Here is a 24642-nt window from a genome sequence, read left to right on the forward strand (position 1 = left end):
TTAAGATAATCTAATCTCAAAAGAGCAAGTTGCGCTAAGCATCTTGCTCTTTTGACATTAAGTCGGCCATTCGTTGGTTAATTTCTTGCTCACTTAAATCTTCTTTATGGGTGCCTATGGTCCAAATATGCCCGAATGGGTCTTGTAGGGTGCCGGCTCTATCACCATAAAACTGGTCGTGCACTGGGCGTACTTCTGTAGCGCCAAGTTCAATTGCCTTTTTAAATACGCTGTCTACATCTTCTACGTAAAGCATTAAACTTACCGGTGTGCCACCAAGTGCATTGGGGCTTTTAAATGACTCATCTGGGCATGAGTCCGAAATCATAATATGGGAGTCGCCAATTATAATTTCAGCATGGGCTATACCGCCCTCTGGCAGCGGCATTTGCATTACTAACTGCGCATTAAATGCATCACGATAAAAACAAATAGCTTGCTGAGCACCTTCTATAATTAAGTACGGTGTTACCGAACTAAACCCTTTGGGAATTGCTGAAACAGTCATAACGCTCTCCATTATTTTTTATGGGTGTATGTATTTAGCCTATAGGTTAAAAACACTTCTTTCAACGTGTTAACTCATTTAAGTCACTATAATTAAATTAGCCAATTTGTGGTCAATAACTATACTAGCTGTAATATATATCTTACTTTTATTTGCTTAGGACTTTTATAATGTTAGCTAAAATTAGCCTAGCCGCTAAAAAGTATAAAGTTCTGAAATATTTAGTTTTAAGCTGGTGTGCTTTATTTGCCCACCAAAGCGTGGCTAAAGTTGTGATTGCCATTGTAGGTAAAACAAAAAACGACTCTTTTTATCAGCAAGCCTTTAAAGGTTGTTTGCACTTTAGTAATGAGCACCCAGAAATAGAATGCAAGTACGATGGACCAAAAGACTTTCAAGACATTCGTAGCCAATCTATGGTCATTAATAGGTTAGTTGACCAAGAAATAGATGGGTTAATTGTAGCAACAACCGATTCTCAGCATTTGGTCACTCGTTCATTAATGGCGCTTAAAAGTAAAAACATTCCTGTTATAACGTTTGATTCTGATCTGCTTGAAAAACACCAACAGTACCGCCTAGCCTACGTTGGCAGTAACAACTTCGACTTTGGCGTTGCCTTAGGCGAGCAAGTAAAAAAACTGACCAACAAAGCAAATAATACGCTTTGCATGCAGTCGGGGCACCATACAACCCCTAATTTAAACAAGCGTATTGCTGGGGTTAGGTACGCGCTGTCTGATCAAGCGACAGCGCACCTATCAGGTAAAAACGGCTGGCGCGAACATAGTCGCTGCCCCTTATTTAGTTTAGGTAAGCGCGAAGAGTCACTAAAGCAGTTAATGCATTTATTAAAAATGGAGAACCCACCCATTTTTTTAGCTGTGGCGGGGTTTGCACAATTTAACCCTCATTACGTAAATGCCTTAGCGCCTTTTAAGCAACGTATTGCCGATAAAGACATTATTATTGTTTCTGCCGATACAGAAGAAATACAGCTCAATGTGTTAAGCAGGGGTCTCTCTTCGGCTAACATAGGGCAAAACCCTTTTGAAATGGGCCGCTTGAGCACCAAGCTAATGCACGACTACATTTTATATAATAAAAAGCCTGCGCAATCTCACTACTACACCGACTTTCATTACTGTACCCAAAGTAACGCCTCACAGTGCACTGTTAATCATTAAAATTTTACCCCGTTAACTGTGGGTTATGCCCTTTTAAGTACGATGCAGTGCACTTTAGCCAGCGTATTATTGCTCTAAGTTTAAGCGTTGGTGCCACGCTGCAATGCTTTCATCGGGGTATTCATTAAACTGTTTATCGTTCTTTTGAATATGCGGGGTGACCCAATTGGCCTTACTGGCAAGCATTAAATGGGTGTGCTCTGGCGGTACGGGTAATTCGCTGTCTATTGCGCCAGCAAAGGGATGAACTTGCTCAGGCCATCGCGAATCATATAACCACAAGTTACTGCTGCAGTGTTTACAAAAATGGCGCTCAGCAGGGCTGGTTTTATCACCCACTTTGGCATGATAAATAGTAATATGCTCACGCCCTGTAACCTCAAGCGTGCTGTATTGTGCGTTCAAGTTTATAACAAACCCGCCACTGCCGGCCGTTTTACGACAAATAGAGCAGTAACATAAGTTATAAGGATAAGGGTGTTTAGAGCTCACACTAAACGTTACTTTGCCACAGTGGCAAGCGCCTTTAAGCTTCATAATAAATCCAATTAGTTACTGTTTAGAGTTAATACCATAACCAGTTAGCCATAAAAAAACCACACCCTTTACAGGGTGTGGTTATTATTTGCTAAAGCGTTTTGTTCTAACGCTGCCAAAATCTTAAATTGCGCAATGTTTCAATAAACTTATCTGCAGAGTGCATGTTTAAATCTATCCAACCATCGTCGGCTTTACCATCAAGCCCTGCGGCTTCAAATAATGCCATGGCATCTTTTGTGTAGCCTATGTATTTCATGTGCGCGAACGCATCGCTCACAAAGTCTTTTGCCTCAGGAATACCAGCAAGCTTCTTAGCGCCCTCTTGCGTTGCAAGTACCATCACCGCATCGTAAAGCACCGAAGGGCCGCCATTAATTACTTGATCCGCTGCTACATGCTTACCTTTACTACAACATGCACCACCTACTTGTGCGGCCACAATTTCGTAGTTAGCACCTTCAGCGTCTAAGGCATTTGTAACCGAATTAAAAATATCAGCATCAAAGCCATCGCTCACTAAAATACCTAACTTACGACCTTTAAAGGTATCTGGCGCATTTTTTAAAATACTTAGCGCATCTGATACAGGTAAATCGTTACGCGTTGGCATAGCAGCTTCAGCCGGCTCTGGCATATCTTGCAGGCGCAGGCCTTTTGCAACTTCTTGCGCTAATGTGTTATCTACATTTAATAAGTGCGAAACCACACGCTCACGAATCGGCACATGCTCTACTTTTGAAAGCTCAAATACAAACGCATATTGGATGTGCGCTTGCTCTACTTCTGTTTGACTTAAGTAAAATTGGCGCGCTTGGCTGTAGTGATCGCTAAATGTTTCTGAGCGATAACGCAGCTTATCTCCACCGCTTACTTCTGGCTCGCTTGAGCTTTTAAAGCCATGCACTGGGCATTCGCGGGGGTTATGCTCATCGCCGCTCCACGAGTTTGGCTCGTAGTTAGCACGCCCTTTAGGGTTATGCATTGCCATGTGGCCATCTTGTTGAAAATGACGCATTGGGCATTTAGGCGCATTAACCGGAATATGCGTAAAGTTAGGACCGCCTAAGCGTTTGGTTTGAGTATCTAAATACGAAAAGTTACGCCCTTGCAGTAATGGGTCGGGTGTAAAATCAAGCCCAGGTACAATGTTTTGAGTACAAAAAGCCACTTGCTCTGTTTCGGCAAAAAAGTTGTCAACTACACGGTCAAGCACCATGCGGCCCACAATTTTTACGGGTACTTGCTCTTCAGGTATAAGCTTGGTGGCATCAAAAACATCAAATTCAAATTCATCAGCAAATTGCTGATCAAACACTTGTACACCTAGCTCCCATTCAGGGAAGTCGCCTTTACCAATAGATTCCCACATGTCTCGACGATGAAAATCAGGATCAGCACCATTAAGTTTAAGTGCTTCGTTCCACACTACTGACTGCATACCGGCTTTTGGTTTCCAATGAAACTTAACAAATTTTTCATCGCCATTTGCATTTATAAATTTAAAGGTATGAACACCAAAGCCTTCCATAAAGCGTAAAGAGCGCGGTATGGCTCTATCTGACATGGCCCACATAATCATATGAATTGACTCAGGCGATAAACTTACAAAGTCCCAAAAGTTATCGTGCGCGGTTTGCGCTTGTGGAAAACCACGGTCTGGTTCAGCCTTAGCTGAGTGAATTAAATCAGGAAACTTCATTGCATCTTGAATAAAAAATACAGGTATGTTGTTACCCACTAAATCCCAGTTTCCTTCTTGGGTGTAAAATTTAACAGCAAACCCGCGAACATCACGTGCTAAATCGGGAGACCCTTTATTCCCTGCCACAGTTGAGAACCGTGCAAATACCGGTGTTTTTTCACCTTTACGCTGAAAAATATCAGCACAGGTTAAATCTTCAAGCGTATCGTAGGTTTCAAAATAACCATGAGCACCGTAGCCTCTGGCATGTACCACACGCTCTGGAATGCGTTCGTGATCAAAGTGAAACAGCTTTTCGCGCATTACATGATCTTCTAATAAACCTGGGCCGCGCTTGCCTGCACGTAATGAGTTTTGATCGTCGCTAATAGGGCACCCTTGCGCGGTGGTCATCGTTGGGTATTCATCAGAAGCCTTTTGATGTAATTCGCCACCATGCCCTTTATTGCCTGAGTATTTAAATGATTCAGCCATGTTTAGTCCCTCATACAATTTGATTTAATGGGTCGATAGTTTTTATGAGCTTTAAAACTAAAAGCGACTATGGAAATGCAAAATAAAGACCAGCCATCCAACCTAGTAAAAAAGGGCTGTACAGACAAAAAAGTAGTATTTGAGGTAATTTATAAAAGAAAAAATTACACAGGTGTGTAACTTTTTCAGGCAAAAAAAAGAGCACTTATAAAGTGCTCTTAGGCTTAAGCCTTAATCTTTATTCTCGTTAACTAAAATAACTTTACGATGTGGGAATGGAATTTCGATATTGTTTTCATCAAGGGCTTTTTTAATCAGCTCTGGCACCGTGTATAAAATTTCGAAGTAGTGCTCGCCTTTACAAAAAGGTCTTACTAAAAAGTCTACCGAGCTGTTGTTTAGTGTTTCTACTTCAACAAAAGGAGCTGGGTCTTTTAGTATGTGTGGGTGAGCCTCAAGCACGCTATCAATAACTTTGCGAACAGCGTCGGTGTTTTCATCGTATGCCACACCAAAGTGCATATCTACGCCGCGAATAGGATGATGCGAGTGATTAATAATTTGCGCTCCCCAAATTTGGCTATTTGGGATAATAACTTGCTGATTATCGAACGTTTGCAAAATAGTTGTAAACATATCAACCTCGGTAACTTTACCAAAGCGCCCTGCGGCTTCAATAAAGTCGTTTACTTTGTAAGGTCTAAATATAAGTAACATTACACCTGCAGCTAAGTTAGACATAGCACCTTGCAGCGCTAACCCAATAGCTAAACCTGCCGCACCTAATAGCGCAATTATTGAAGCTGTTTGCACACCAAAGCGGTTTAACACGGCAATAAATACAAACGCTAAAATAACATAGCGCGCCATACTGCCTAAAAAGCGAAACAACGTGTCATCAAAGTGAGTGTATTTATGGCATAAACTAATAATCATATTACGCACTTTACCCGCAAGCCATAAGCCTATTAGTAATATAACAATTGCCATTAGAATATTTGTTGCCCACATTACTGCTGCCGGCAAATACTGATTTACATCAATATTATTTATTATCTCGTCCATTTTATTGTTCCTGTTAGACTGGTTGTAAATATAAAAGCATATTAAACACTTTATATTAACTTTTTATTAACTAGATTACGAATTTTTACTTATTCGCTATATTTGCCTTTCATTTTTATCACTAATAACAGTTACAAAATCAAATCAGTATATAAATTGACCGGAAATATTTTTTATTGCGTATATATTGTTCAATTTGTAAATAAAGCCAATGTGTTCTAAACCTTTAAGAGACACCTTGTTAAGGAGCGTTGTTATGCCAACAACAAATACGATGAATAAACACTCTGAATTTGCCCGCTGCATTGAATGCAATAAGGTAAACACATTTGCGGCTTTTCACTGGCTAGCACTGGCATTTAAAGACATGACCCGTGCGCCCATATTGAGCCTTATTTACGGGGTAATATTTACCCTTATTCCTGTTGCTATTGTTTACTGGGCAATGTTTACAGGTACATATTTAGTAATACTGCCTGCAACCGTGGCGTTTGCATTAATAGGCCCAGCCTTCGCGGCAGGCCTTTACGATGTAGCATGGGAGCTTGAAAAAGGTCATAAACCCACACTTAGCCACTCTATAAAGTCGATGTTTAGAAACCCAGTAGGCGAATGGGGCTTTGCAATAATGCTAATGGTTATCATGATTGCTTGGATGCGTTTAGCCGCGCTTGTGCATGCTTTATATCCTAGCCACGCCAATCCCACCTTTGAAGAGTTATCGGCGTTTTTAACGTTAGGCAGCATAATAGGAGGGGTATTACTGGTGACTGTATTTTCGCTTTCTGCTTTTGCTCCACAAATAATGATGGAGCGCCGAGTAGATATTATGACCGCTGTAATAAGCTCTATGAACGCTGTAAAAACTAACTTTGCCGCTATGGTGGTATGGTCAATTTGTATATTTTTATTGGTAGCTGTTGGTTTTGCTACCGGTGCCACGGGCTTTATTGTAATTATGCCTTTGCTTAGTTACGCCAGTTGGCATGCTTATATTGCAGTTATTAAAACCAAAAAACCTCGTGGTTACGAGTAACAGCCAACCACTTAAAGTTCCAACCACACTGACTAAAAATAGCGCCAAAAGGCGCTATTTTTTTATCAGCCTAGCAAAGCAAGCTTTGCTTAAAATACCCAAATAGCATGTAAAAAGGGCTGATTTTCTATTTTATTAGTCCCTAACTTGTTGTACCAATAGCGCCACTCTACCCCTACCATTAACTGCTGCGGGTTTAAATTAAAGTTTTGCCCTACATCCCAATGCACAGCGGGTTGAGCAAGCAACCACTCATTAACTTTATTGCCTAGTTCGTCATCACGCCCAGAAATATATTCTACGTGGCCGGTAAAATAAAATGCTTGGCTAGCTAGTGTAAAAGGTGCACCCCATGCAAGGTCTATAAAAATGCTGTTGTCTTGCTTGGCTAGCTGATCTTTTTGCACGCCGCCGTTGGCATCAATATAACCTGCAAAAGTAGTTGTTAAAAAATCAAAGCCTGGGGCATCCCAGCTGAGCTTGATGCCTGGGGTATATTTCATTAACCCCTCTTCACCGGCGTTTATACCAAACACTAAACCTGTGTCTTTTATTGCACCATAACGCACAGAGGTATCAAAGGCTTTTGATAAGCTAAGTGTTGTGTACCACTCGCCATATATACCCGTATCTTGAAAACCATCACTAAGGCTGTCGTTTAAAAAGTCGATAAAAAAGTAGTTATCACCTAAGTCATGCTCTGAGGCATGCTCTATGGTGTAGGTGCGTGTAAATGACGACTCCCCGGTAAAGGGATTTAAGGCATCGCCAAAATTTGTGTGAAGCTGTGTGACGCTCCAATTTTCTGCTAGTGCTGAGTGAGACAAAAGCAGTATAGATGTTGTAAACAGTGTTTTTAAAAAATTCATGATTTATTTACATAACCCCAATTAAAATGCGGCAGGAGTATATCAGTGAGCATTCACCAACTAAAGAGATTAAATAAGTACAAAGGCTGATTTTTAAAATCTAAGCAGTAAAGCCCAGTAGCGCGGCTTTAAAAGAGCTGCGTTAGCCCTGTATAAAACACCTGAATTAATCATTACGCAGGTAATAAATAAGCGCCTTTATATTTTATATACCCTTGCTTAGCTTATTTACTGGGTTTTATTTAGAGGTTGTAGCACGTGCAAGGTTAAGCTGAACTTTTAAAGGCAATTTAATAACGGCGTGAATTGTAAGGCTAGGTACTTTAGGTAGCTGTATTACACAGACTATGCCTTATTGAGCATAAACAAATTTCAACTCTTTCGATAAACAGCCACAGCTTTTTTACTACTGTGCACAATTTACAAAAATAAGTGCATAAAATTCATATTCTACGCCTCTCCCTTTTTAACCCTACGTACCCAAGTAAAAACAAAACATTAAATATCAACAACTTAAACAAATAAACTTGGTAGGCATAGGCTTTGCTTCATGTATTGCAAGTTAAATGGTAGCAATGGCTACATACAACAAATTACACAACGGGAGACATTATGAGTAACTCACAACACCCAATTGAATTTACAGCCCCAGGTATGGATAACGAATCAGCAAAAAAAACAATTGAAACACTCGATAACCGACTCGTAGCGCTTTTAGACTTACAACTTACTTTAAAGCATATTCACTGGAATGTAGTAGGCCCAAGCTTTATTGGTGTGCATGAAATGTTAGACCCACAAGTCGATGCTATTCGCGAAATGACCGACACCATCGCAGAGCGTATTGCTACATTAGGCGGTACGCCACAAGGTACACCTAAGTCAATTGTAGATCGCCGCACATGGGAAGAATACTCATTAGGTAAAGCCTTTGTAGTAGAACATTTAGGTGCATTAGACAAAGTATACAGTGGCGTAAACGCCGACCACCGCAAAGCCATTAGCACGCTGTCTGAATTAGACCCAGTATCAGAGGATATGATCACCAGCCAGCTAGGTGACTTAGAGCAGTTTCAATGGTTTGTACGTGCACACATTGAATCGTCTGCAGGTAAACTAAATCATTAATTTATTACCCACTTTGCCATACAAGGAATGTTAATAAGAGTTAAAGGACTAATAAAGATACAAGGAGACGTTACATAAGTAGGTACAGGATGAAGTGCAAACTACAAGGACCCGTTGCTTATTACATAAAGGATGTAGTAAATGCACCAAGGATGATTAAAGCTTGCTAACGGATTTGGTAATTCTACAAGGATTGTTAAAATGCAAACGCTTAGCATACCTATACTAAGCGTTTGTATTTTTACCACTTTAAAGCTTAAAACTATCCCAAGGACCAGTAATAGCCAACGTTTTAGTTGGCATGTATACGTTTACAAACAAGGTTTGCCCGTCAGGTGAAAAACACGCCCCAGCAAGCTCTGTTTGCGCATGCAATTTAGCAAAGTTATACACCTCTCCTTTAGGTGTTACCCCGCGTAAATGGTTATTCACCGTGTCTGTGTATTGATCCTCACATACAATTAAATGCCCGTTAGGCGCTACCGTTAAATTATCACCAAAGTTGTATAACGACTCGTTTGTACTTTCTACAAATAGTTGTATTTTACCAGGCTCATTTTGCTCTAACTCAGTGCCTTCGTTTTTTGAAGGTGTGTACTTCATTACCTGACCTAACTGCTTTTTGCCCCCATTAGTACAGCAAAAATAAAGCTCATTTTTACCCCAATGTATTCCCTCTCCTCTTGCAAATAAGGCTGCACCGTTTTTATAACCTTGCTTACGTAGGTCATCATTTGGGCTTTTAGGGTCTGTGAGCGTTATCCATTCAACTAAAAGGTCGCTGTGTAATGGCATGGCCGGTGAATCCCAATTTCGGCTATCAAACTGAGGCTGGTTTTTAATTACCATAGCTTGCAATGTGCCGCCTTTATTTAACTTACCGCGATGATGAGGAATAAACCGATAAAACAAACTATCGCCTCTATCTTCAGTTAAATAAACAATACCAGTTTGTGGGTCTATTGCGGCGGCTTCATGATTAAAGCGGCCCATATCATATAATGGCTCAGGCTTAATTAAGCCTTTGGCGCTGGCTGGTACCTCAAAAATGTAACCGTGAGATTGAGACAAGCCATCGCTTTTATCCATAACGGTTTCTTCGCAGGTTAGCCAACTCCCCCACGGCGTTACACCGCCTGAGCAGTTTCTTATTGTGCCACACAGCGATAAATACTCTTGCTCGCGTTTTTGCTCTTTTAAGTTATAAATTATATGGCTAGTGCCCCCAGGCAAAGCTACACCATTTTTAAATGAATCATAGGCTAAGGGGGTTTTGTGGTTACTAATTAAATCAGATGCTTTATTAATGTGTTTAGGTTGTAGCTCATGGTTACGTATAAGGGCTACGCGTTCGTTATCTAATGCAATACAACCCATGCCATCGGCACGGTCGGGTACGTCTAAACCATCATCCATTTTATCGCCAAGTGCCGATATAACCCGATAACTAAAGCCTTTAGGTAAATCTAATAAGGCCTGAGGGTCGGCTATTAATGGGCCATAAGCAGGTAACTTTGTTGTTACTTCAGGTAAAGCAACGTTACCCATTGCGCTGCGCGATAAGCCAATAAACGCAAGCGAGCCTGCACTAAATAAAAACTCTCTTCTAGAAACCATTATTTTATTCCCGTGTTTTTTATTAAATCTATAGTAAAGGAAATAACTCGCTAGCAGTGCGGCGCTTTGCTAAATTCATCAAAATGTAATAATGTAACATTCCATCCGTACCAGATATCAGTTAATTCAACTTTAAATAATTGCCCTCACTGTTTAATAGTAGGATAGTAAGTTACTCAAATAACAACGGCTTAATTAGGAGTATCATGATCAAAGTATTACTAGCAACCAGCTTAATGGCCTCTTCATTCGCAGCTTTAAGTAATCCACTCACCGTTGAAGAACAACGCATCAGCAAAGCACAAACAGCTATGCCCACTGTGTTAAACGCCTTTAATAAAGAAGTAACCACCTTTGAGCAACAGTTTAAAGCGCTCAATAACTTTAAAGAGGCAAAGCAGCTCATTCAAACCTATAGTTTTGAGCTGTGGGAAAGCGCTAAGCAACGCATTATTAAAACTAACAATTACGACGACCGAGCACTTTACTGGGCGCGCTTGCTTTCAAGCAAAGTAATACGTACAACCGAAGCTAACGTTGAGCTATCTGACGCGCAAATTAATACGCTGCTAAGCATGCTTGAAGAGGGCAGCCGAGGCCGCACCGATTTAGCTTTTTCATCAGGCAGTGATAAAAAAATTATACTTACCGGATTTGACCCTTTTTTACTCGACAAAAATATCAACCAAAGTAACCCATCTGGGGTCGCCGCATTGTTACTCGACGGCCAAGTTATTAATTACAATGGCGTTAGCGCCGAAATTAACACGGTTATGGTACCAGTACGCTACGAAGACTTTGACCAAGGTATAATAGAATCACTCCTTGCCCCCTACTACGCACTTAACAACGTCGACATGGTTGTAACGGTTAGCATGGGCAGAACCGAGTTTGATTTAGAGCACTTTCCTGGTAAACGCCGCAGCGTAACCGCGCCAGATAACGCCAATATTGTCTACGGTGGTACGCAAACAAGTCCTGTTATACCCAAGCTAAATGGCCGCCCACTACCTGGTAATGAGTTTGTAAAATTTAGCCTACCAGTAAGCGCCATGCAAAACGCCAAAGGCCCATATAAAGTAATCGACAACCGCGAAGTAACTACACTTAATAAAACCTTTAAAGCCGGCTCATACGGCGCGCTTAAAAACAGTGTTGCGGTAAATGGCGGCGGGGGTGGTTACTTGTCTAACGAAATATCGTATCGTAGTATTCGCCTGCGTGACGCGCTAAATTCGAGCATTCCTACTGGGCATATCCATACCCCGCGTATTCAACAATTTGAACCCGAAACAGAAGCCAACATAGTTAAACAAATTAAAGCAATGCTCACGCAAAGCTTAGTGGCATTATAATAAAGCTAAGCAATTAATATACATAAAAAAAAGGGCAATATTAATTGCCCTTTTTTACTTTTTCGCGTTAGCTCTTCGGGTAGTTAGATGGGAAAAACGCACGTTTGGCTTCTTCATCAAACTCTTTTTTAAAGGCGACATCGGTGCCAATTTTGCGTGCACGCGCAACCGCTGGGCGGCTATCAATGCTTTCAAACCAACGCTTTAAATTAGGGTATGGCGTTAGGCCTTCTTCACCAAGTACTACTGGCGCTTTATCAATCCAACCCCAAGCAGATACATCAGCAATGGTGTATTCATCACCCACTATAAAGTCGCGACCTTCAAGGTGTGCATCAAGCACTTCGTAATGGCGCTGCGCCTCACGCAAGTAGCGATTAACTGCGTAATCAAGCCCTTCAGGCGCCATGTGTCTAAAGTGTACACTTTGCCCCGAATACGGCCCAAGGCCCGATGCTATAAACATTAACCATGAAAGCATTTCGGCGCGATTCTCTACCTTACCTGCTAACTTACCGTGTTTTTCACTTAGGTACATTAATATAGCGTTCGAATCAAACACACGAGTTTCACCATCAACAATGGCAGGTGCTTTTGCGTTAGGATTGATGGCTTTAAACTCAGGTGTGTGTTGCTCACCTTTTAAGGTATCAAGTGGCACAAGTTCAAACGGCAGCCCTGTTTCTTCTAAAAACAAAGCAACCTTCATTGGGTTAGGTGTATGGTGAAAATAAAATTTGATCATAAAACGCTCCTAAAAGTAGTAGCTACAATTAAACCACAACTTGAGCAGTCGTTCAAAAAATAGTTAGCTAAAGTACTTAACCAAACAGCTCACTTGTATTAACCCTGCACCAATATAAGCAAATATAAAGCGTGCTTCTTCTTGTGCCTTTTTAATAAATGCCACGGCAAAAGTAACTACTATAATAATTACACTTAATGCTAAGCCATATAAAAAAGAGCCACAAAAGTGAGGTAAAACAGCAAGTAAACACGCAATAATTACTGCGCCATAAAAAGCTACAAGCATACGAACGTTAAACAATATCCCAAGCAATGCAGCTATAAACGCAGACGCATATAAAATTACAACCTCCCTAGGCCACGCGTAACTTAGTGGATGTTTAAAATTAAAGTTTGTAGAGTTTAAACTAGTAACCGCAGACGAAGTCGCGTGTATAAAAATACTAACTAATAAAGCGCCGATAAAAAATGCAGCAAATGCCGAAACAGCACCACCGCCTGTATACCCTGCTTTCTCTTTTTCTATCACTATAACCACAACACTCAGTGCCGCACTAAGCTGAAACCATTGCCAGTAATCGTTGCTAAAAAGGGGGATTGCAGCAAATCCAATAACGGGTACTAATATTTTGGCTTCTTTGTTTTTGTGTAATAAATAAAAAGCCATAATAGCTATATAAAACAGTGCCGTTACATCAGGCATAAAATCTACTTCCTTTTAAATTTCAACACTATTTCTACATTTAGGGAATGCACTACAGCCAAAGAACGTATTTCCTATATTAGTACCTTTCTTTGCTTTACGTAGTACCATTTTCTCACCGCAACGTGAGCATATCTGAGTTTCTGAGCGTTCTTTTTTTGGCGCCTGCTTATGTTCAATAATTGTTTTTACATAGCTTACATGTTGGCGATTTGTTTTAAAACTTGGCTTTAATTTTCCGCTTTCAATTGTATTTACTATATCGTTTTTAGTATTAGCACTAAGTACTCGCTCGGTTTTACTTTTAATGTACTCAATACCGCCGCGTGCAAACCTAACATTTTCAGGTAGTTTAGTTTTAAATGTGCTGTCGCCAATAAAAATAATAACCGAAAATAATGCGTGACTGTTTATGTTTAAACATGACTCAAGTGTTTTTAAATGCTTGTAGTTTTGATGCAGTGGGTTTTGAAATTTTGATGAGTGTTTAAAAATTTTTTGTGTCCACATTTTTTGATTCGCTGAACCAAAAATCCAACCTTTCATGTTTTTAGTTTCCACCACAAACACACCAAACTCAGACACAATAATATGATCAATTTGTGTAGTGCCATTTTCGATGCCGTTTTCAAAAGTAGGCAGCGTCACATTTTTAATTAACGTGTAATCTGCCTTATTTAAAAACAGTTTAATTAGCACATTAACTTGCCACTCTCCCATCGCTCCTTTAAACCAAGGTGTTTTAAAAACACCAATACAAATAAACAGCGGTATAAAGTACCAAAGCTGGCCTAATAACGTGGCCAAAATCGTAGAAAAATCCATATTTAGTTAATCCTTTAAGCTATACAAATGGCAATAATAGAGCCGCGAAATTTAAAAAATAAACTAGCAGTACACGTAATAATGCACGTTCAATACTAAGCACATTTAAGCATTGTTTTTAATAACCCCTTTCAAGAGCGCTCTCTTTTACATGTTCAATTAACTCAGGAAAAAATGCTAAAAATACCGTTTCTAACTCATGGTAGTTTTGCGCTATATCCTCAGCGGAACCTGCAAAGTTATTAGTAAAACGAATGCGTTTGGCTATGTTATCAAGCGCAAGCCCTACCCCTTCTATAGTTTCGTATTCTTTAAACCAATCGTTTGTAGTCATGCTGGTTACAACATGCTGCATGCGCGCTGGCATAACCGCTAAGCGCTCATTTAAAAGTGCGTAGCTGCTGCGTTTAAAATCATTTAAAGGGTGTTTGTTAAATTGCTGCCAATGCCTAATTAAAAAGTGATCAAATACCACGTCAATAGCCACACCTGCAAAGCGCTTACGCTCGGGTGAAAAGTACTGCTTGGCTTCTTTTACTAACGGGTGAGAGTCGGTAAATTTATCGACTAAGTAATGGTTTTCTAGTGCACTTTTAACGCTATTGGGCAGGTATTCTGCGTGCCTGCGTCCACCAAAATCACCTAATAAATTGCCAAAGTGTGAATCGGCAGTTGGTTGTGCAAAGTAAAGGTGAGCTAAATAATTCAACGTAATCCCAATGGGTTTAAACAAACTTAATTTTGCCAAATAGTAACGCACATTTAAGCGAAACTCACACGAGTGTTTAGCGCGCTCCCTGTGTAATTACCTAACACTTTAGTTTGAAAATCATACAAACACTCTGTAAAGCCGTTGCACTCAATTCAGCATTAAATATTTAAAATAGAATTATCAATAACTTAAAATTTAAAAATCGCTGGAATATATATTGCTACTTAGCGTATTTAGCACTCAAACATGTATAGCTCTTTTTATTAGTGAGTAGTTTAAAGGAGCATAAAAGATAGGTTAAATCAGTTATGGATATAGCTATATTTTTTAAGTCGTTACTATTACTGGCCTTTTTTTTAACGCTAGGTAATTTAATTAAGTACACATTTTTAAGGGGCTTAATTGTGCCCTCATCGTTAATTGCTGGCGTATTAGCTCTTTTATTAGGGCCACAATTACTCGGTGAGCATATTAATTTTTCGCTCCAAGGCACTAATTTATGGATAGATGAAAAGGTCACAAGCATATGGAAGGAGTTACCTGGGTATTTAATTGTAGTGGTGTTTGCAGGTTTATTTTTAGGTAAAAAAATACCTACAATTAAACAATCGCTAAACCAAAGCCTACCCAATTTAAGCTTTGGCTACAGCATTGCCATAGGCCAATATGTGGTGGGTATGATCACGGCATTATTAGTACTTGCCCCTTTATTTGATACCAACGAAGTTGCCGGCGCACTCATTGCGGTGGGATTTCAGGGCGGGCATGGCACCGTAGCTGGCTTGCAATCCACTTTTGAAAGTATCGATTTTGCAAAAGGTATGGACTTGGGGTTAGGTATAGCAACAATAGGCCTTATAAGCGCCATCATATTAGGGACTATTATGTCTAACCGCACCGATGGGGGCGACCAAGAACTTGAAATTAGCCACGACGAAAAAGTAGAGGTAAAAGACCGCCCATTTGGCCTGCACTTTGCTATTTTAGGCACGGTTGTTATTGTTGCTTGGCTTATTCTTAGTGGCTTACAAGTAGCCGAAAAAAGCCTTTTTGCCGATTCATCGGTAAAAATACTTGAGTACATGCCTTTATTCCCCATTGCGATGATGGTGGGTTTAGTGGTGCAAATAGTGCTTAATAAATCAGGCATGGGTAACTTAATTAGTCACTATCAAATAAATCTGCTTTCTAACCTCTCCCTCGATTTACTAATAATTGCCGCACTGGGTGCGCTTAACTTATCGGTACTTGCTAAATATTGGCAAAGTATTTTAATTTTAGGCGCAGTGGGGGTTGCCTATAGCGCAGCTATTTACTTTTTCTTTGGTGGGTGGTTTTTCCCAAAAGATTGGAAAGTGAGAGGAATTGGCGAGCTTGGGCAATCTATGGGCACTACGGCAGTTGGGCTGTTAATGCTAAAACAGGCTACCTCAAACCCAAGCGAGCATATTCGTCCCTTTAGTTACAAACAACCACTTTATGAGCCTGTGGTTGGCGGCGGTATTGTTACTGCCCTTGCACTTCCTGCCATTGCTAATTTTGGGCCGTGGGCATTTACTATTATTATGGCGGTTATATTAGCCTGTGTAGTGGGTGGTTTTGCCTTTTATAAACGTCGCAAACACAAAAGCGAGTAGCCTGATTGCGCTATAAAAAAGCCGCTACAGCTTTTGTAGCGGCTTTTTTATGCATTGGTATTTTACTTTTACCAGTAACTAATTATTCGACTTAACCCAATTGCCATTATCATTTTTACTGTAGCTATTTTTAACCGCAGACCAAGCCACTTTATGTGCTGTGGTTTCGCGGTCGTCGTCGTTTTTTCTATCGCTTGGGTCCTCGTAGGTATCCCACGCGCTATTAAACGCTTCTTGATATATCTCTTGGGCATGTTTAGGTAAGTTACTTTTTACCGACTCCGGTAACTCGTTTGTGTTTTGATAAGGCATAAATAATCTCCGTATTACTTAATTACGCCGCACGCAACACGTTTACCGCCACCACCTAATTTCTTGGGTTCGTCGGCATAATTGTCGCCCCCTTTGTGGATCATCACTGCGTGCTGTTTAAGCTGCTCAAGCTTGAGCCTTGGCGCTAAAACAGGCGATTTAGCTTCGCCGCGCTCATTTACAAATAACGCAGGTAAATCGCCTAAGTGGCCATTACTCCACGGTTCATCGTGGTGTTTAGCGCTGTTAGGGTCAAAGTGCCCACCAGCAGCACCGGCAGGTACAACTTTACCGTTTTTTTGCTTTGGCTCGCAGCTAGCATATTGATGAACATGAAAGCCATGCTGCCCAGGCGTTAAGCCTTTAAGCGCTGGGGTAAATACCACCCCGTGCTCATTTTCTGTCAGTGTAACGGTGCCAAGTAACTCACCTTGCCCCGACTTACTTACTGCATGCATATCAACATCTACATTCGCCAATGCGCTATTTTGTAGCATTGCAGCGGTAAATAATATGGCGCAAGCTGGTTTAAAAATACGTGTTACGCTTTTTTTAGCGGTTGAATCAAACTGTAAACAATTCATCGTGATCTCCTCATGTAGTATCTGTTTTGTAAATAACGCGACTGCTCAGCTATTAGGTACAATCTCTATACCAAGCTCACTGTAGGCAAAAAATTTCGCCTCCACTAAACGTAACGCATTGATTAAAAATAAAATAACCAAGGCTAGATAATTAACCACTACACATACTTAAAATTTACTGCGTGTTTTTGCTTAAACACTGCACAAAAACTGGTGCAAATTTACAAAAGAAATGACAACTTTACAGGCTTAACACGCCCATCCGCCTAATACTAAGTACCGCTCAAAACGGGTAAAAAAGCAGCTCAAACGCTTAATAGCGCATTTACTAATACCGCGCTAAGCCAATAGCACAGCGCGTTTAATCAAAATACGCGCCTATGCACACGCTAAAATAAACCATGCTCACAACGCCTGCTGCGCTATCGGTATACTAATTGCTGAACATACTAGTGTTATTAAACGGGTTATAGATGACCCTATCGCTATTAAACAATCGAGGGAATTATGAGTAACAAGCAACTAATTAAAACACTAGGTATAGGCCTAGCTGCCGCATCAGCTGGCATGCTAACCAGAAAAAGTTTACAAAAGTCGTGGGAAAAGGTAACCAACGAGCCCGCCCCAAAAGACAAGCCAAGCGAGCATACAGATCTTAAAGAAGCCATTACATGGGCGGTGGTATCTGGCATTGGTGCAGGCGTGGCAAGAATGGCCGTACATTATGTGCTCGACAAACGTAAATCTAAGTAAGCCAATAGCCACTAGAGTGCAACGTAAAAAAGCATAAAAAAGGTGAAACTAAGTTTCACCTTTTTTATTACTTTAAACTAATTAGCTTTACGCGGTAGACACACTACTCGCGCCTGCATTTTTAAGTATTTCTTCAATCGCGCTTTTGTTATCGCTGTCGTACTTAACACCAATTAATATAGAGCCTTTTTCAATGGCGTCTTCGTAAAATTTAACTTCGTGCTCAGGAATAAACGCCCCAATAGCAGCGCCTAAACTTCCGCCAACGGCAGCACCTGCACCGCCCGCTGCAAATGCAGCCACTAATGGGCCTGCTACTAATAAACCTGTACCACCGGTTGCCACGGTACCTACGGCAGTAAAACCGCCAACAATTGCAGCTATAATACCACCAGACGCTGCACCAACAATGCCGCCTTCAGCCGCTTTGGTTCCCTCGTCTAAGGCAAAGTCTTCCTTTGCGTATGAGTCATTGGCAACAATGCTTATATCAGCTTCATTAATACCTAATGCTTCTAATCTATAAATAGCCAGTGTTGCTTGTGATGCGCTTTCAAATAACCCAGTAATAACCGTGCTCATAATAACTCCTTTATTTATTTAAAAAATACAGCTATTACTAAGCAAAACCTAAACCACTTAAATTATTATTACTAATCAATAAGTTAAATCTCAAACCCAACTAACCTTCTCATTTACACAGTAAATATTGCTAACTGTTGTAAAAAACTCCTACCACATAAATAAATGCACTAACGCTTAACGCTTTTATATAACGCGTTAATAAACTCAATTACTTAGACCAAGTAATTTCGGCTAATTGATTAGTAGCCGTTTGATGAATAATCAAGCCATTATTGCCCATACGCATGTGCCTAATTAAGCCAGAGTAAACCCCTTCTTTACTCGGAATTTGCCAGCTTTGCATGGTTTGAGTTTTTAAATCAAACCTAACCAGCGTTTCGGGGCGCTTAGCCGACTCATTAAACCAAATAGCATTATCGGCATACTCAATGGCATACGGGTGGCTGTTTTCGCCGCTGGGATTATCCCACTGCGTTATTTTACCGTTTTTGGGGTTATAGCGGCCAAGTTTACCCATGCCTGAGTTTACATAAAACACCATATCATCAGGCGTAATAGCAAGGCGCCTAGTATGTGTTTTAGCACCTGGGAGTTTTATTTCGCTAAGCTCCATGGTGTTTTTATCAACTTTAACCAAACAGTTACTGCCATTACACGACACCCACGGCGTCCCGCTTGAATCAAGCTTTATACCATAAGGCCGCGAGCCTTTAGTGGGTAAAGTAGCCAGTTTAATATCGCCGCTTTTAGGGTTTAGCCTGCCAATCATGTTGCTGTGCTGCAGGGTAAACCAAAATATGCCCGCATCATCAAACACGCCTGTATGTGGGTCACGGGCGTTTTTATCAGGCATTTTATACACTTTAAATTTTTCGGTTTTTAAATCTAAATATCCAACCGTGCCATTTTTATTGCCTAAAAACCAAGGGGTTTGGTTTTTATCAAGCGATACACTGTGCGCATACGTACCATTTGGCAAAGTATACTCTTTCATTTCACCGGTTTCAGGGTTTAATCTACCTAAAATATTACCCCACTGACCAACCCACCAAATAAGCCCGTTTTCACCTTGCACAGGGTCGCGAGCGCGTTGCCCAAGCGTAGGCACTTGCCAGTATTTAAAGCTAAGTTTTAAATCGCCTTTAACCACCGTTGACTCGCGCTTAGTGTTAACAGGGTAGTGCTTGGCCAAATACGCGCTAATATCTTTACTAAGCGCAGTGCCCTCGCCCGTATCTACCATATAGCTTATAAGTGTTTGCCAATCCGCTTGGCTATAACCCGCACTGCGCTCAAGGTTGTTTAAACTATGGCAACTAGCACAAAGCTGCTCAACTAATACCCCAGGCTCGTTACTCAATACAGGTAACGGCGCAGCTAAAGCCCCTAGCGCAGCCATTGCAGCAAAGTGTTTATTAAATAAAAATCGATTTTTATGCATAACGCCCTCCCTTGTTTTTAATATTAAAGCATAGGGCGAAAGTGTTTACTATATGAGCACTTTTAGCTTTTAGCTTTTAGCTTTTAGCTTTTAGCTTTTAGCTTTTAGCTTTTAGCTTTTAGCTTTTAGCTTTTAGCAGAATAGCGTCGTTTTTATTTTCGGTGTGAAAATCGTTATTAGAGGGGGTAATAGTAATTTAGGTACGTTTTCTTGCTTAAAAAACTAAAACAAACTCCCCCCTTCATATTAAACCAACTAGTTCGCGCTTTCGGCCAACGCGCCAGCAAGCTAAGCGCCTACAAGTAATAGCATTTTTATTTATTGTGATTGTTACATTGGCTTTGAGTTGGGTTTCGCTTCGCTCAAACCAACCTACTGTTGTTGCACAGCTACAAGCTTGCGTATAATGCCCGCATTCTGGCTGTATGTATTAGCCGCTAATTTGGATTTTAATAATGAAAAAACTCTCTGCAGTGCAAGTAAAACAACAAGCACTTGTGCTTAACGTTGCCGATAAACTAGAAGTACAAGGGCGCGAAGAAATCCCTGGTATGTTGCAGTGCTGGTTTGATGTGGAATATCACTTATTTCCAAGTTCACTACTGCTTTGTTTTCAGTTCGAAAACGAACAAGCTTTAGCAGCCGCAGAGCCTGATTTATTAAAATGGCAAAAACGCTTAAGCGCCGCAATGCTTAAAAAAGGCGTGATTTTAAAAGATATGCGTAAACATTTAGTGTTTACTTTAAAAGGCCCTGATGACTAAAGAAGGGCTAGAGCAAAGCTTTGAAGCGCAATAGTATATAAAAATAAGTTTAAGGGCATAAAATAGAGCAATAATATTGCCCTTTTTAAATGGGGTTATAGAGGCAGGTTTTGCATTTTTCCTTAATCACAAAAGCAGAAGGGCCGCCCCCTACCGAATACTATAATTGATCGTAATCGAATTAAGTTAAGCCTGAGATAAAATTTTCACTGAAACTTTTTTATCAACTGATTTGCATTATTTATATGTATTTGGCACTTTTCTGTAGTTAATAAACTTTCATCTAAAGATTTGCTTTTATCTGCATTTTCAAATGAATTAATAAAATCAACCTGCGCACTATAAAATCGATTACTTAAGTCAGAGTTTGACTCTAACTCAGAGCTTAAATAACTATTTAGCTCATTATGCAACTTACTATATTCTTTTATTTTTTCGAGAGTCGCCTTCTTATTTAAATTTTCACAAAGTATTAAGCCCGCAGAAGTTTTTCCAGCAAGATGAAAGTCAATACTTAGCGAAGCAATTAAAAAAACACTAAGCATCATTTAACACTCCTTTTTAAATATATAAAAATAAATTTTTATAAACTCTGATAATATAACCAGAAACATAACAAGCAATAAAAGCCACTAAAAAAAAGGAATATAGCTATCATTGGTAGTATAAAACTCAAACATAAGGCTATCCCATTATGAAAGTCAGTATGCAGTATGAGGTTAAATCTTGACTTCAGACATCAAACCATCTCGAAGCTCTTCCCACTGTAATTCAACCTTATTATTTTCAATAATTAATGCATTTAATCTATCAACAGCTTTTGATACAGCCGAATAATGCCTAACATTAAAAACATTTGCTAATTAAAATCAAAGTGTCTAGACAAAGCTCCATAATAAGCGGAGCCCTCGACACCATCAGTTGTGTTAGTTGAATATGATATTGCAGTAAACCCAGCTGCTAATGAAGGAGTTAAAACTTGCATCATAATTATTCTCTTATATTTTTATTTAACTTTATCACTATTAAGATTTAGGTGTTCATCAACATCAATAACTTCAAAACCTTTATCCCAACGACAAATTGAAGTCCCCTCTAAGCTCATTTCTTCTCGATTACTAGAAAAGCTAAATAAAATGGCCTCATTATTAATATCAGCGTTAAGGCAACTTAATTTACTGTTAAATTCATTAATAGGGTTTTTTCCTATTAATGTCGCTCGCCAAATAATAAATTTTTTTCTATTAATAGTCGTGGTAATGTATTGATTAGTAAATATTTCTTTGAATGGTATGCTGGGTTCATCGGAACGAATCGTTTTTTCAGGAAATCTAAAACTACCATCGGGGTCTGTATAAACAAAATCTCTACGTGGCTTACCATCTGAGAAGCTAAGACTACGTAAAATCAATTGATTGCCAATTGGCTCACCGTTATTTTTTAAACACCCGAGTACTTCAGGAGATATATGTACTTTGTGCGCACCAAATTGATCAAAAAAGGGCTGGATTTTCCAGCTGAAGCTTTGAATTTTGTCAATGACTGACACAATAACCTCTTGAAATATGATTGTTTTGGGAGGAGTAATGTGTAATTTATTATAAAGATTACCCACAGTCCTTGTCGATATTAAAATATTTTATAGGGTATTAAATAATATGCAATTAATTTTCGCTACTCTAACTGCTGCTGATGTAGTCTTTTAAGCCTCTTAATTACTTTAATGCTAAATTTTAAATATTTACTTTTGAAAAAGAGTAATAAAATTAAGTACTATAAATAAAACAGAAAGTTCTAAGCCATTAAAAGAAAAACCATCTCTCTGCTCGGTAACAATACCTATTATATAAATAAGGGATGAAATTATAGCACTACAAGCTAACAGGCTATAAATCTTTAGAACCAAGCATTTACCAATTGATAAAAGTACACCAAACAATATACATATTCCAACAAAAAAACCTATTACCCGCTGACCTAGCTCATCTACTGCGCTGTAAGGCCATAACATTATTAATATAGTGAATGCTAATGATGAATAGCTAAAAACACTCGCAACAATCGCCGCAGCACAGATTGAGCTATGTTTTAAATTGGAAATTTGGTCACTTGCTGACAATGCTTCAACCTTCACTTTCTAGGCTCTCAAGGACACCAATTGCAATACCCTTAATTTCCCCGTTATATGCAGTTCCTGTATAGTCAGGCTTGGGCTCTAATCTTGACTTCATACATCAAACTATCTCGAAGTTTTTCGAACTGTAAGTTGACCTTATCATCTTCAATTATTAACTTATTTAGCCTGCATACCGTTTGGGATATGGCTGAATAGTGTTGAATATTAAAAATAATTTCTAACACTTTTAAATTTTAAAACTGTGGCCAAAATTAGTTGACCACTACAGAAGTCCATTGTAACTAGATATGACGAAGGTACCTTATACACTCTTTCTCAGAAGAAGACGTCCAACCACTATCCAATACCTGAATAAGAAAGTTTTTTAGAGCTTTATTTAGTGATAAAGCTTGCTTAATAAGAGGATACCTACCTGTTCTAATCATTCCTACATAAGCTAGTGCAATATCATCAACATCAGTGAAATATTTATCATTCAATTCAAAAAAAACAGCCATTACCTTATCTAATTCATACGTACACTCAGTAATTAAAGCACTTGCCATTTTATTCTCATGAGTAGATAAGACATTAGTAAAGCGAGGTATAAAACTTCTTGCAAATTTTCCATCAGGACCTGCAAGCTCAATATATGCTTGATCAGATATAATAGAGCCTAAAACACCTCCAACTACAACACCTACAGCTACACCAATAGGCCCAAACCAGATACCAGCAGTCGCGCCCCCAGCAGCGCCCCCAGCGAAACCTCCCCCAATGTTGGTTGCTTCACGCCCTGCAGTTTTAATTTTATTATTAGAACTACTAATATTATAAACGGCGATGCATATAGAAAGTACCCATAAACTTCGTCCGGCTTTGCCTAAATTGCTTGCTTTGGCACTAACCTTAGGATTTGCCTTCCCTGCACTTTGAACTATCTTTTTATAAATTGATGAAGCTTCTGATTCGGTAAGCTCAGCGAAACTTTTACCGAACTGGCTTTTTGCATATTTATCTAATAACGTCTCTAAATTCAGACCTTTTGCCTTTAACTTAACTACTTTAGCTTTACCAATATCACTAGTTTTACTGCGAGAAACAGTCATTATTTCATTCCGCATCTCATTTGCAGCTACAGCTGCCTGTTTAGGCGTAATGACTCCAGCCTTATAAGCATTAACTAATTCCAAGGACATTTTTTTTGTCTGTTCCATATATAGTGCTCTTACTTTTGAGTCATTTATGAAACGACTACCAAAGTTAATCGCAGCTATTTCCATTTGCTTAATACTAATTTCTACATCTTCATCAGAAATAAACGAGTCCATGTTTGAAACCTTAATCTTTTATTGTTAAATAACTTGGTGATAATTTATTGGAGTAACGAACACCATTTGAAGGTATTATATGAGAGAAGTGTACTTTTTTTTTGTCTGCAATAATTAAATTATTTATCGATTCCCCCCAAAATTTAAATTCAATATTTTGATCATTTCTAATTATTAAATCTTTCAAAATCCCTGGCGAATATGGCTTCATCAGTTCAACACTTTCAATAACTTGACCTATTGAATCAACTAAAGTAATGTACAATGCCTCCTCGTATGGAGAATCATCTGAGGTAAAAAAAATATATGTGCAATTTTTTCTTCTAAAAATTCTTTCTACCTTTTCTCCATATAATACCTGTTGGTTTTTCAGGCTATCTAAGAGCACCTGTAATTTTTCTTTGGTTTTATTTTCTGAGAAAGCTGTAATTTCTTCCATAATTAAATCCGTTTAACATTAGATATTAATAATATTATATTTTTCTTTGAGTAATGTATACTTCTGAGCAAAGTTGTTAAGATAAATTAAAAACTGCTTTATAGGAAATATAGAGTTTTTCTGTATTTTTATCAAAAAAAGCTTGGGGTCAAATCTTGACTTCAGACATCAAACAATCTCGAAGTTTTTCCAATTGTAATTTAACCTTTTCA

The 24642-nt window shown here is 39.2% G+C and carries 26 protein-coding genes; 7 read left to right on the forward strand and 19 right to left on the reverse strand.

Translation table 11 applies throughout. The annotated features are described in order from the left end of the window. Positions 1-34: 34 nt before the first annotated feature. The gene (locus tag OIZ54_RS12330; RefSeq protein WP_004588872.1) at positions 35-508 is read right to left on the reverse strand and encodes a VOC family protein; all 474 of its coding nucleotides are present in this window, start codon (positions 506-508) and stop codon (positions 35-37) included. A gap of 170 nt (positions 509-678) precedes the next feature. Here OIZ54_RS12330 and OIZ54_RS12335 point away from each other — a divergent pair, with 170 nt between their 5' ends. Then, a complete protein-coding gene (locus OIZ54_RS12335) occupies positions 679-1695 on the forward strand; it encodes a substrate-binding domain-containing protein (protein WP_264390506.1) in 1017 nt (338 codons plus the stop codon). 66 nt (positions 1696-1761) lie between these two features. On the opposite strand, the gene OIZ54_RS12340 is transcribed toward OIZ54_RS12335, so the two are convergent. The 3 genes from OIZ54_RS12340 to OIZ54_RS12350 all read right to left on the reverse strand — a co-directional run bounded on the left by OIZ54_RS12340 (position 1762) and on the right by OIZ54_RS12350 (position 5476). Continuing rightward, positions 1762-2232, reverse strand: a complete 471-nt coding sequence (locus tag OIZ54_RS12340) for a GFA family protein (protein WP_264390507.1) — start codon at positions 2230-2232, stop codon at positions 1762-1764. Between the two features lie 106 nt (positions 2233-2338). Continuing rightward, positions 2339-4411 (reverse strand): catalase, encoded by a 2073-nt coding sequence (locus OIZ54_RS12345; RefSeq protein ID WP_264390508.1) that lies wholly within the window; start codon positions 4409-4411, stop codon positions 2339-2341. A gap of 231 nt (positions 4412-4642) precedes the next feature. Then, positions 4643-5476 (reverse strand): mechanosensitive ion channel family protein, encoded by an 834-nt coding sequence (locus OIZ54_RS12350; protein WP_004589490.1) that lies wholly within the window; start codon positions 5474-5476, stop codon positions 4643-4645. Between the two features lie 256 nt (positions 5477-5732). On the opposite strand from OIZ54_RS12350, the gene OIZ54_RS12355 reads away from it, so the two are divergent. After that, a complete protein-coding gene (locus OIZ54_RS12355; protein WP_264390509.1) occupies positions 5733-6512 on the forward strand; it encodes a DUF2189 domain-containing protein in 780 nt (259 codons plus the stop codon). An 89-nt stretch (positions 6513-6601) separates the two neighbouring features. Here OIZ54_RS12355 and OIZ54_RS12360 read toward each other — a convergent pair whose 3' ends face one another. Further along, positions 6602-7381 (reverse strand): nucleoside-binding protein, encoded by a 780-nt coding sequence (locus OIZ54_RS12360; RefSeq protein ID WP_055252763.1) that lies wholly within the window; start codon positions 7379-7381, stop codon positions 6602-6604. A 612-nt stretch (positions 7382-7993) separates the two neighbouring features. On the opposite strand from OIZ54_RS12360, the gene dps reads away from it, so the two are divergent. Beyond that, complete coding sequence (dps, locus tag OIZ54_RS12365) at positions 7994-8509, forward strand: DNA starvation/stationary phase protection protein Dps (RefSeq protein WP_248451236.1); 516 nt, start codon at positions 7994-7996, stop codon at positions 8507-8509. Positions 8510-8758: 249 nt separating this feature from the next. Here the strand turns inward: dps and OIZ54_RS12370 are convergent, their stop codons facing one another. Beyond that, positions 8759-10126: an alkaline phosphatase PhoX gene (locus OIZ54_RS12370; RefSeq protein WP_264390510.1), complete on the reverse strand. Its 1368-nt coding sequence runs from the start codon at positions 10124-10126 to the stop codon at positions 8759-8761. Between the two features lie 206 nt (positions 10127-10332). Between OIZ54_RS12370 and OIZ54_RS12375 the strand changes: the two genes are divergently transcribed. Beyond that, positions 10333-11481 carry a hypothetical protein gene (locus tag OIZ54_RS12375; RefSeq protein ID WP_064386426.1) on the forward strand — a complete coding sequence of 383 codons (1149 nt, stop codon included), beginning with the start codon at positions 10333-10335 and terminating at the stop codon, positions 11479-11481. A gap of 67 nt (positions 11482-11548) precedes the next feature. On the opposite strand, the gene OIZ54_RS12380 is transcribed toward OIZ54_RS12375, so the two are convergent. The 4 genes from OIZ54_RS12380 to OIZ54_RS12395 form a co-directional block, all read right to left on the reverse strand. Next, complete coding sequence (locus OIZ54_RS12380) at positions 11549-12226, reverse strand: glutathione S-transferase family protein (RefSeq protein ID WP_154945664.1); 678 nt, start codon at positions 12224-12226, stop codon at positions 11549-11551. 63 nt (positions 12227-12289) lie between these two features. Next, on the reverse strand, positions 12290-12931 hold the full coding sequence (locus tag OIZ54_RS12385) for a hypothetical protein (RefSeq protein WP_264390511.1): 642 nt from the start codon (positions 12929-12931) through the stop codon (positions 12290-12292). A 15-nt stretch (positions 12932-12946) separates the two neighbouring features. Then, positions 12947-13756, reverse strand: a complete 810-nt coding sequence (locus tag OIZ54_RS12390) for an NERD domain-containing protein (RefSeq protein ID WP_264390512.1) — start codon at positions 13754-13756, stop codon at positions 12947-12949. Between the two features lie 118 nt (positions 13757-13874). Continuing rightward, positions 13875-14465 carry an ACP phosphodiesterase gene (locus OIZ54_RS12395; RefSeq protein ID WP_264390513.1) on the reverse strand — a complete coding sequence of 197 codons (591 nt, stop codon included), beginning with the start codon at positions 14463-14465 and terminating at the stop codon, positions 13875-13877. Positions 14466-14776: 311 nt separating this feature from the next. Between OIZ54_RS12395 and OIZ54_RS12400 the strand changes: the two genes are divergently transcribed. Beyond that, the gene (locus tag OIZ54_RS12400) at positions 14777-16105 is read left to right on the forward strand and encodes a sodium/glutamate symporter (RefSeq protein ID WP_264390514.1); all 1329 of its coding nucleotides are present in this window, start codon (positions 14777-14779) and stop codon (positions 16103-16105) included. 78 nt (positions 16106-16183) lie between these two features. On the opposite strand, the gene OIZ54_RS12405 is transcribed toward OIZ54_RS12400, so the two are convergent. Both OIZ54_RS12405 and sodC read right to left on the reverse strand, forming a co-directional pair. After that, positions 16184-16417, reverse strand: a complete 234-nt coding sequence (locus OIZ54_RS12405) for a ChaB family protein (RefSeq protein WP_096042282.1) — start codon at positions 16415-16417, stop codon at positions 16184-16186. Positions 16418-16431: 14 nt separating this feature from the next. Then, positions 16432-17001, reverse strand: coding sequence for a superoxide dismutase family protein (gene sodC / locus OIZ54_RS12410; protein ID WP_096042283.1), 570 nt, complete (start codon positions 16999-17001; stop codon positions 16432-16434). 507 nt (positions 17002-17508) lie between these two features. Here sodC and OIZ54_RS12415 point away from each other — a divergent pair. Then, positions 17509-17754, forward strand: a complete 246-nt coding sequence (locus tag OIZ54_RS12415; protein WP_096042284.1) for a DUF4235 domain-containing protein — start codon at positions 17509-17511, stop codon at positions 17752-17754. Positions 17755-17841: 87 nt separating this feature from the next. Here OIZ54_RS12415 and OIZ54_RS12420 read toward each other — a convergent pair whose 3' ends face one another. Further along, positions 17842-18336: a hypothetical protein gene (locus OIZ54_RS12420; RefSeq protein ID WP_004587586.1), complete on the reverse strand. Its 495-nt coding sequence runs from the start codon at positions 18334-18336 to the stop codon at positions 17842-17844. A 211-nt stretch (positions 18337-18547) separates the two neighbouring features. After that, complete coding sequence (locus OIZ54_RS12425) at positions 18548-19780, reverse strand: cytochrome C (RefSeq protein ID WP_264390515.1); 1233 nt, start codon at positions 19778-19780, stop codon at positions 18548-18550. A gap of 455 nt (positions 19781-20235) precedes the next feature. Here OIZ54_RS12425 and OIZ54_RS12430 point away from each other — a divergent pair, with 455 nt between their 5' ends. Next, the gene (locus tag OIZ54_RS12430; protein WP_096042286.1) at positions 20236-20544 is read left to right on the forward strand and encodes a hypothetical protein; all 309 of its coding nucleotides are present in this window, start codon (positions 20236-20238) and stop codon (positions 20542-20544) included. A 206-nt stretch (positions 20545-20750) separates the two neighbouring features. Here the strand turns inward: OIZ54_RS12430 and OIZ54_RS12435 are convergent, their stop codons facing one another. The 5 genes from OIZ54_RS12435 to OIZ54_RS12455 all read right to left on the reverse strand — a co-directional run bounded on the left by OIZ54_RS12435 (position 20751) and on the right by OIZ54_RS12455 (position 24430). Beyond that, entirely contained in the window at positions 20751-21092 is a 342-nt protein-coding gene (locus tag OIZ54_RS12435; RefSeq protein ID WP_256851115.1) for a hypothetical protein, read from the reverse strand. Positions 21093-21550: 458 nt separating this feature from the next. Continuing rightward, on the reverse strand, positions 21551-22093 hold the full coding sequence (locus tag OIZ54_RS12440; protein WP_264390516.1) for a DUF6795 domain-containing protein: 543 nt from the start codon (positions 22091-22093) through the stop codon (positions 21551-21553). Positions 22094-22285: 192 nt separating this feature from the next. Beyond that, a complete protein-coding gene (locus tag OIZ54_RS12445; RefSeq protein ID WP_131679650.1) occupies positions 22286-22663 on the reverse strand; it encodes a hypothetical protein in 378 nt (125 codons plus the stop codon). Between the two features lie 299 nt (positions 22664-22962). After that, positions 22963-23991, reverse strand: a complete 1029-nt coding sequence (locus tag OIZ54_RS12450) for a hypothetical protein (protein WP_264390517.1) — start codon at positions 23989-23991, stop codon at positions 22963-22965. Positions 23992-24001: 10 nt separating this feature from the next. Further along, a complete protein-coding gene (locus OIZ54_RS12455; RefSeq protein WP_264390518.1) occupies positions 24002-24430 on the reverse strand; it encodes a hypothetical protein in 429 nt (142 codons plus the stop codon). Positions 24431-24642: the final 212 nt, after the last annotated feature.

This window comes from Pseudoalteromonas sp. A3 (assembly GCF_025942345.1).
Lineage (GTDB): Bacteria > Pseudomonadota > Gammaproteobacteria > Enterobacterales > Alteromonadaceae > Pseudoalteromonas > Pseudoalteromonas atlantica.

What these genes read in the sequence shown, in the direction of transcription:
- OIZ54_RS12330 (WP_004588872.1), bottom strand. Translation starts at nt 508, where the DNA reads ATGACTGTTTCAGCAATTCCCAAAGGGTTTAGTTCGGTAACACCGTAC.
- OIZ54_RS12335 (WP_264390506.1), top strand. Translation starts at nt 679, where the DNA reads ATGTTAGCTAAAATTAGCCTAGCCGCTAAAAAGTATAAAGTTCTGAAA.
- OIZ54_RS12340 (WP_264390507.1), bottom strand. Translation starts at nt 2,232, where the DNA reads ATGAAGCTTAAAGGCGCTTGCCACTGTGGCAAAGTAACGTTTAGTGTG.
- OIZ54_RS12345 (WP_264390508.1), bottom strand. Translation starts at nt 4,411, where the DNA reads ATGGCTGAATCATTTAAATACTCAGGCAATAAAGGGCATGGTGGCGAA.
- OIZ54_RS12350 (WP_004589490.1), bottom strand. Translation starts at nt 5,476, where the DNA reads ATGGACGAGATAATAAATAATATTGATGTAAATCAGTATTTGCCGGCA.
- OIZ54_RS12355 (WP_264390509.1), top strand. Translation starts at nt 5,733, where the DNA reads ATGCCAACAACAAATACGATGAATAAACACTCTGAATTTGCCCGCTGC.
- OIZ54_RS12360 (WP_055252763.1), bottom strand. Translation starts at nt 7,381, where the DNA reads ATGAATTTTTTAAAAACACTGTTTACAACATCTATACTGCTTTTGTCT.
- dps (WP_248451236.1), top strand. Translation starts at nt 7,994, where the DNA reads ATGAGTAACTCACAACACCCAATTGAATTTACAGCCCCAGGTATGGAT.
- OIZ54_RS12370 (WP_264390510.1), bottom strand. Translation starts at nt 10,126, where the DNA reads ATGGTTTCTAGAAGAGAGTTTTTATTTAGTGCAGGCTCGCTTGCGTTT.
- OIZ54_RS12375 (WP_064386426.1), top strand. Translation starts at nt 10,333, where the DNA reads ATGATCAAAGTATTACTAGCAACCAGCTTAATGGCCTCTTCATTCGCA.
- OIZ54_RS12380 (WP_154945664.1), bottom strand. Translation starts at nt 12,226, where the DNA reads ATGATCAAATTTTATTTTCACCATACACCTAACCCAATGAAGGTTGCT.
- OIZ54_RS12385 (WP_264390511.1), bottom strand. Translation starts at nt 12,931, where the DNA reads ATGCCTGATGTAACGGCACTGTTTTATATAGCTATTATGGCTTTTTAT.
- OIZ54_RS12390 (WP_264390512.1), bottom strand. Translation starts at nt 13,756, where the DNA reads ATGGATTTTTCTACGATTTTGGCCACGTTATTAGGCCAGCTTTGGTAC.
- OIZ54_RS12400 (WP_264390514.1), top strand. Translation starts at nt 14,777, where the DNA reads ATGGATATAGCTATATTTTTTAAGTCGTTACTATTACTGGCCTTTTTT.
- OIZ54_RS12405 (WP_096042282.1), bottom strand. Translation starts at nt 16,417, where the DNA reads ATGCCTTATCAAAACACAAACGAGTTACCGGAGTCGGTAAAAAGTAAC.
- sodC (WP_096042283.1), bottom strand. Translation starts at nt 17,001, where the DNA reads ATGAATTGTTTACAGTTTGATTCAACCGCTAAAAAAAGCGTAACACGT.
- OIZ54_RS12415 (WP_096042284.1), top strand. Translation starts at nt 17,509, where the DNA reads ATGAGTAACAAGCAACTAATTAAAACACTAGGTATAGGCCTAGCTGCC.
- OIZ54_RS12420 (WP_004587586.1), bottom strand. Translation starts at nt 18,336, where the DNA reads ATGAGCACGGTTATTACTGGGTTATTTGAAAGCGCATCACAAGCAACA.
- OIZ54_RS12425 (WP_264390515.1), bottom strand. Translation starts at nt 19,780, where the DNA reads ATGCATAAAAATCGATTTTTATTTAATAAACACTTTGCTGCAATGGCT.
- OIZ54_RS12430 (WP_096042286.1), top strand. Translation starts at nt 20,236, where the DNA reads ATGAAAAAACTCTCTGCAGTGCAAGTAAAACAACAAGCACTTGTGCTT.
- OIZ54_RS12435 (WP_256851115.1), bottom strand. Translation starts at nt 21,092, where the DNA reads ATGATGCTTAGTGTTTTTTTAATTGCTTCGCTAAGTATTGACTTTCAT.
- OIZ54_RS12450 (WP_264390517.1), bottom strand. Translation starts at nt 23,991, where the DNA reads ATGGACTCGTTTATTTCTGATGAAGATGTAGAAATTAGTATTAAGCAA.
- OIZ54_RS12455 (WP_264390518.1), bottom strand. Translation starts at nt 24,430, where the DNA reads ATGGAAGAAATTACAGCTTTCTCAGAAAATAAAACCAAAGAAAAATTA.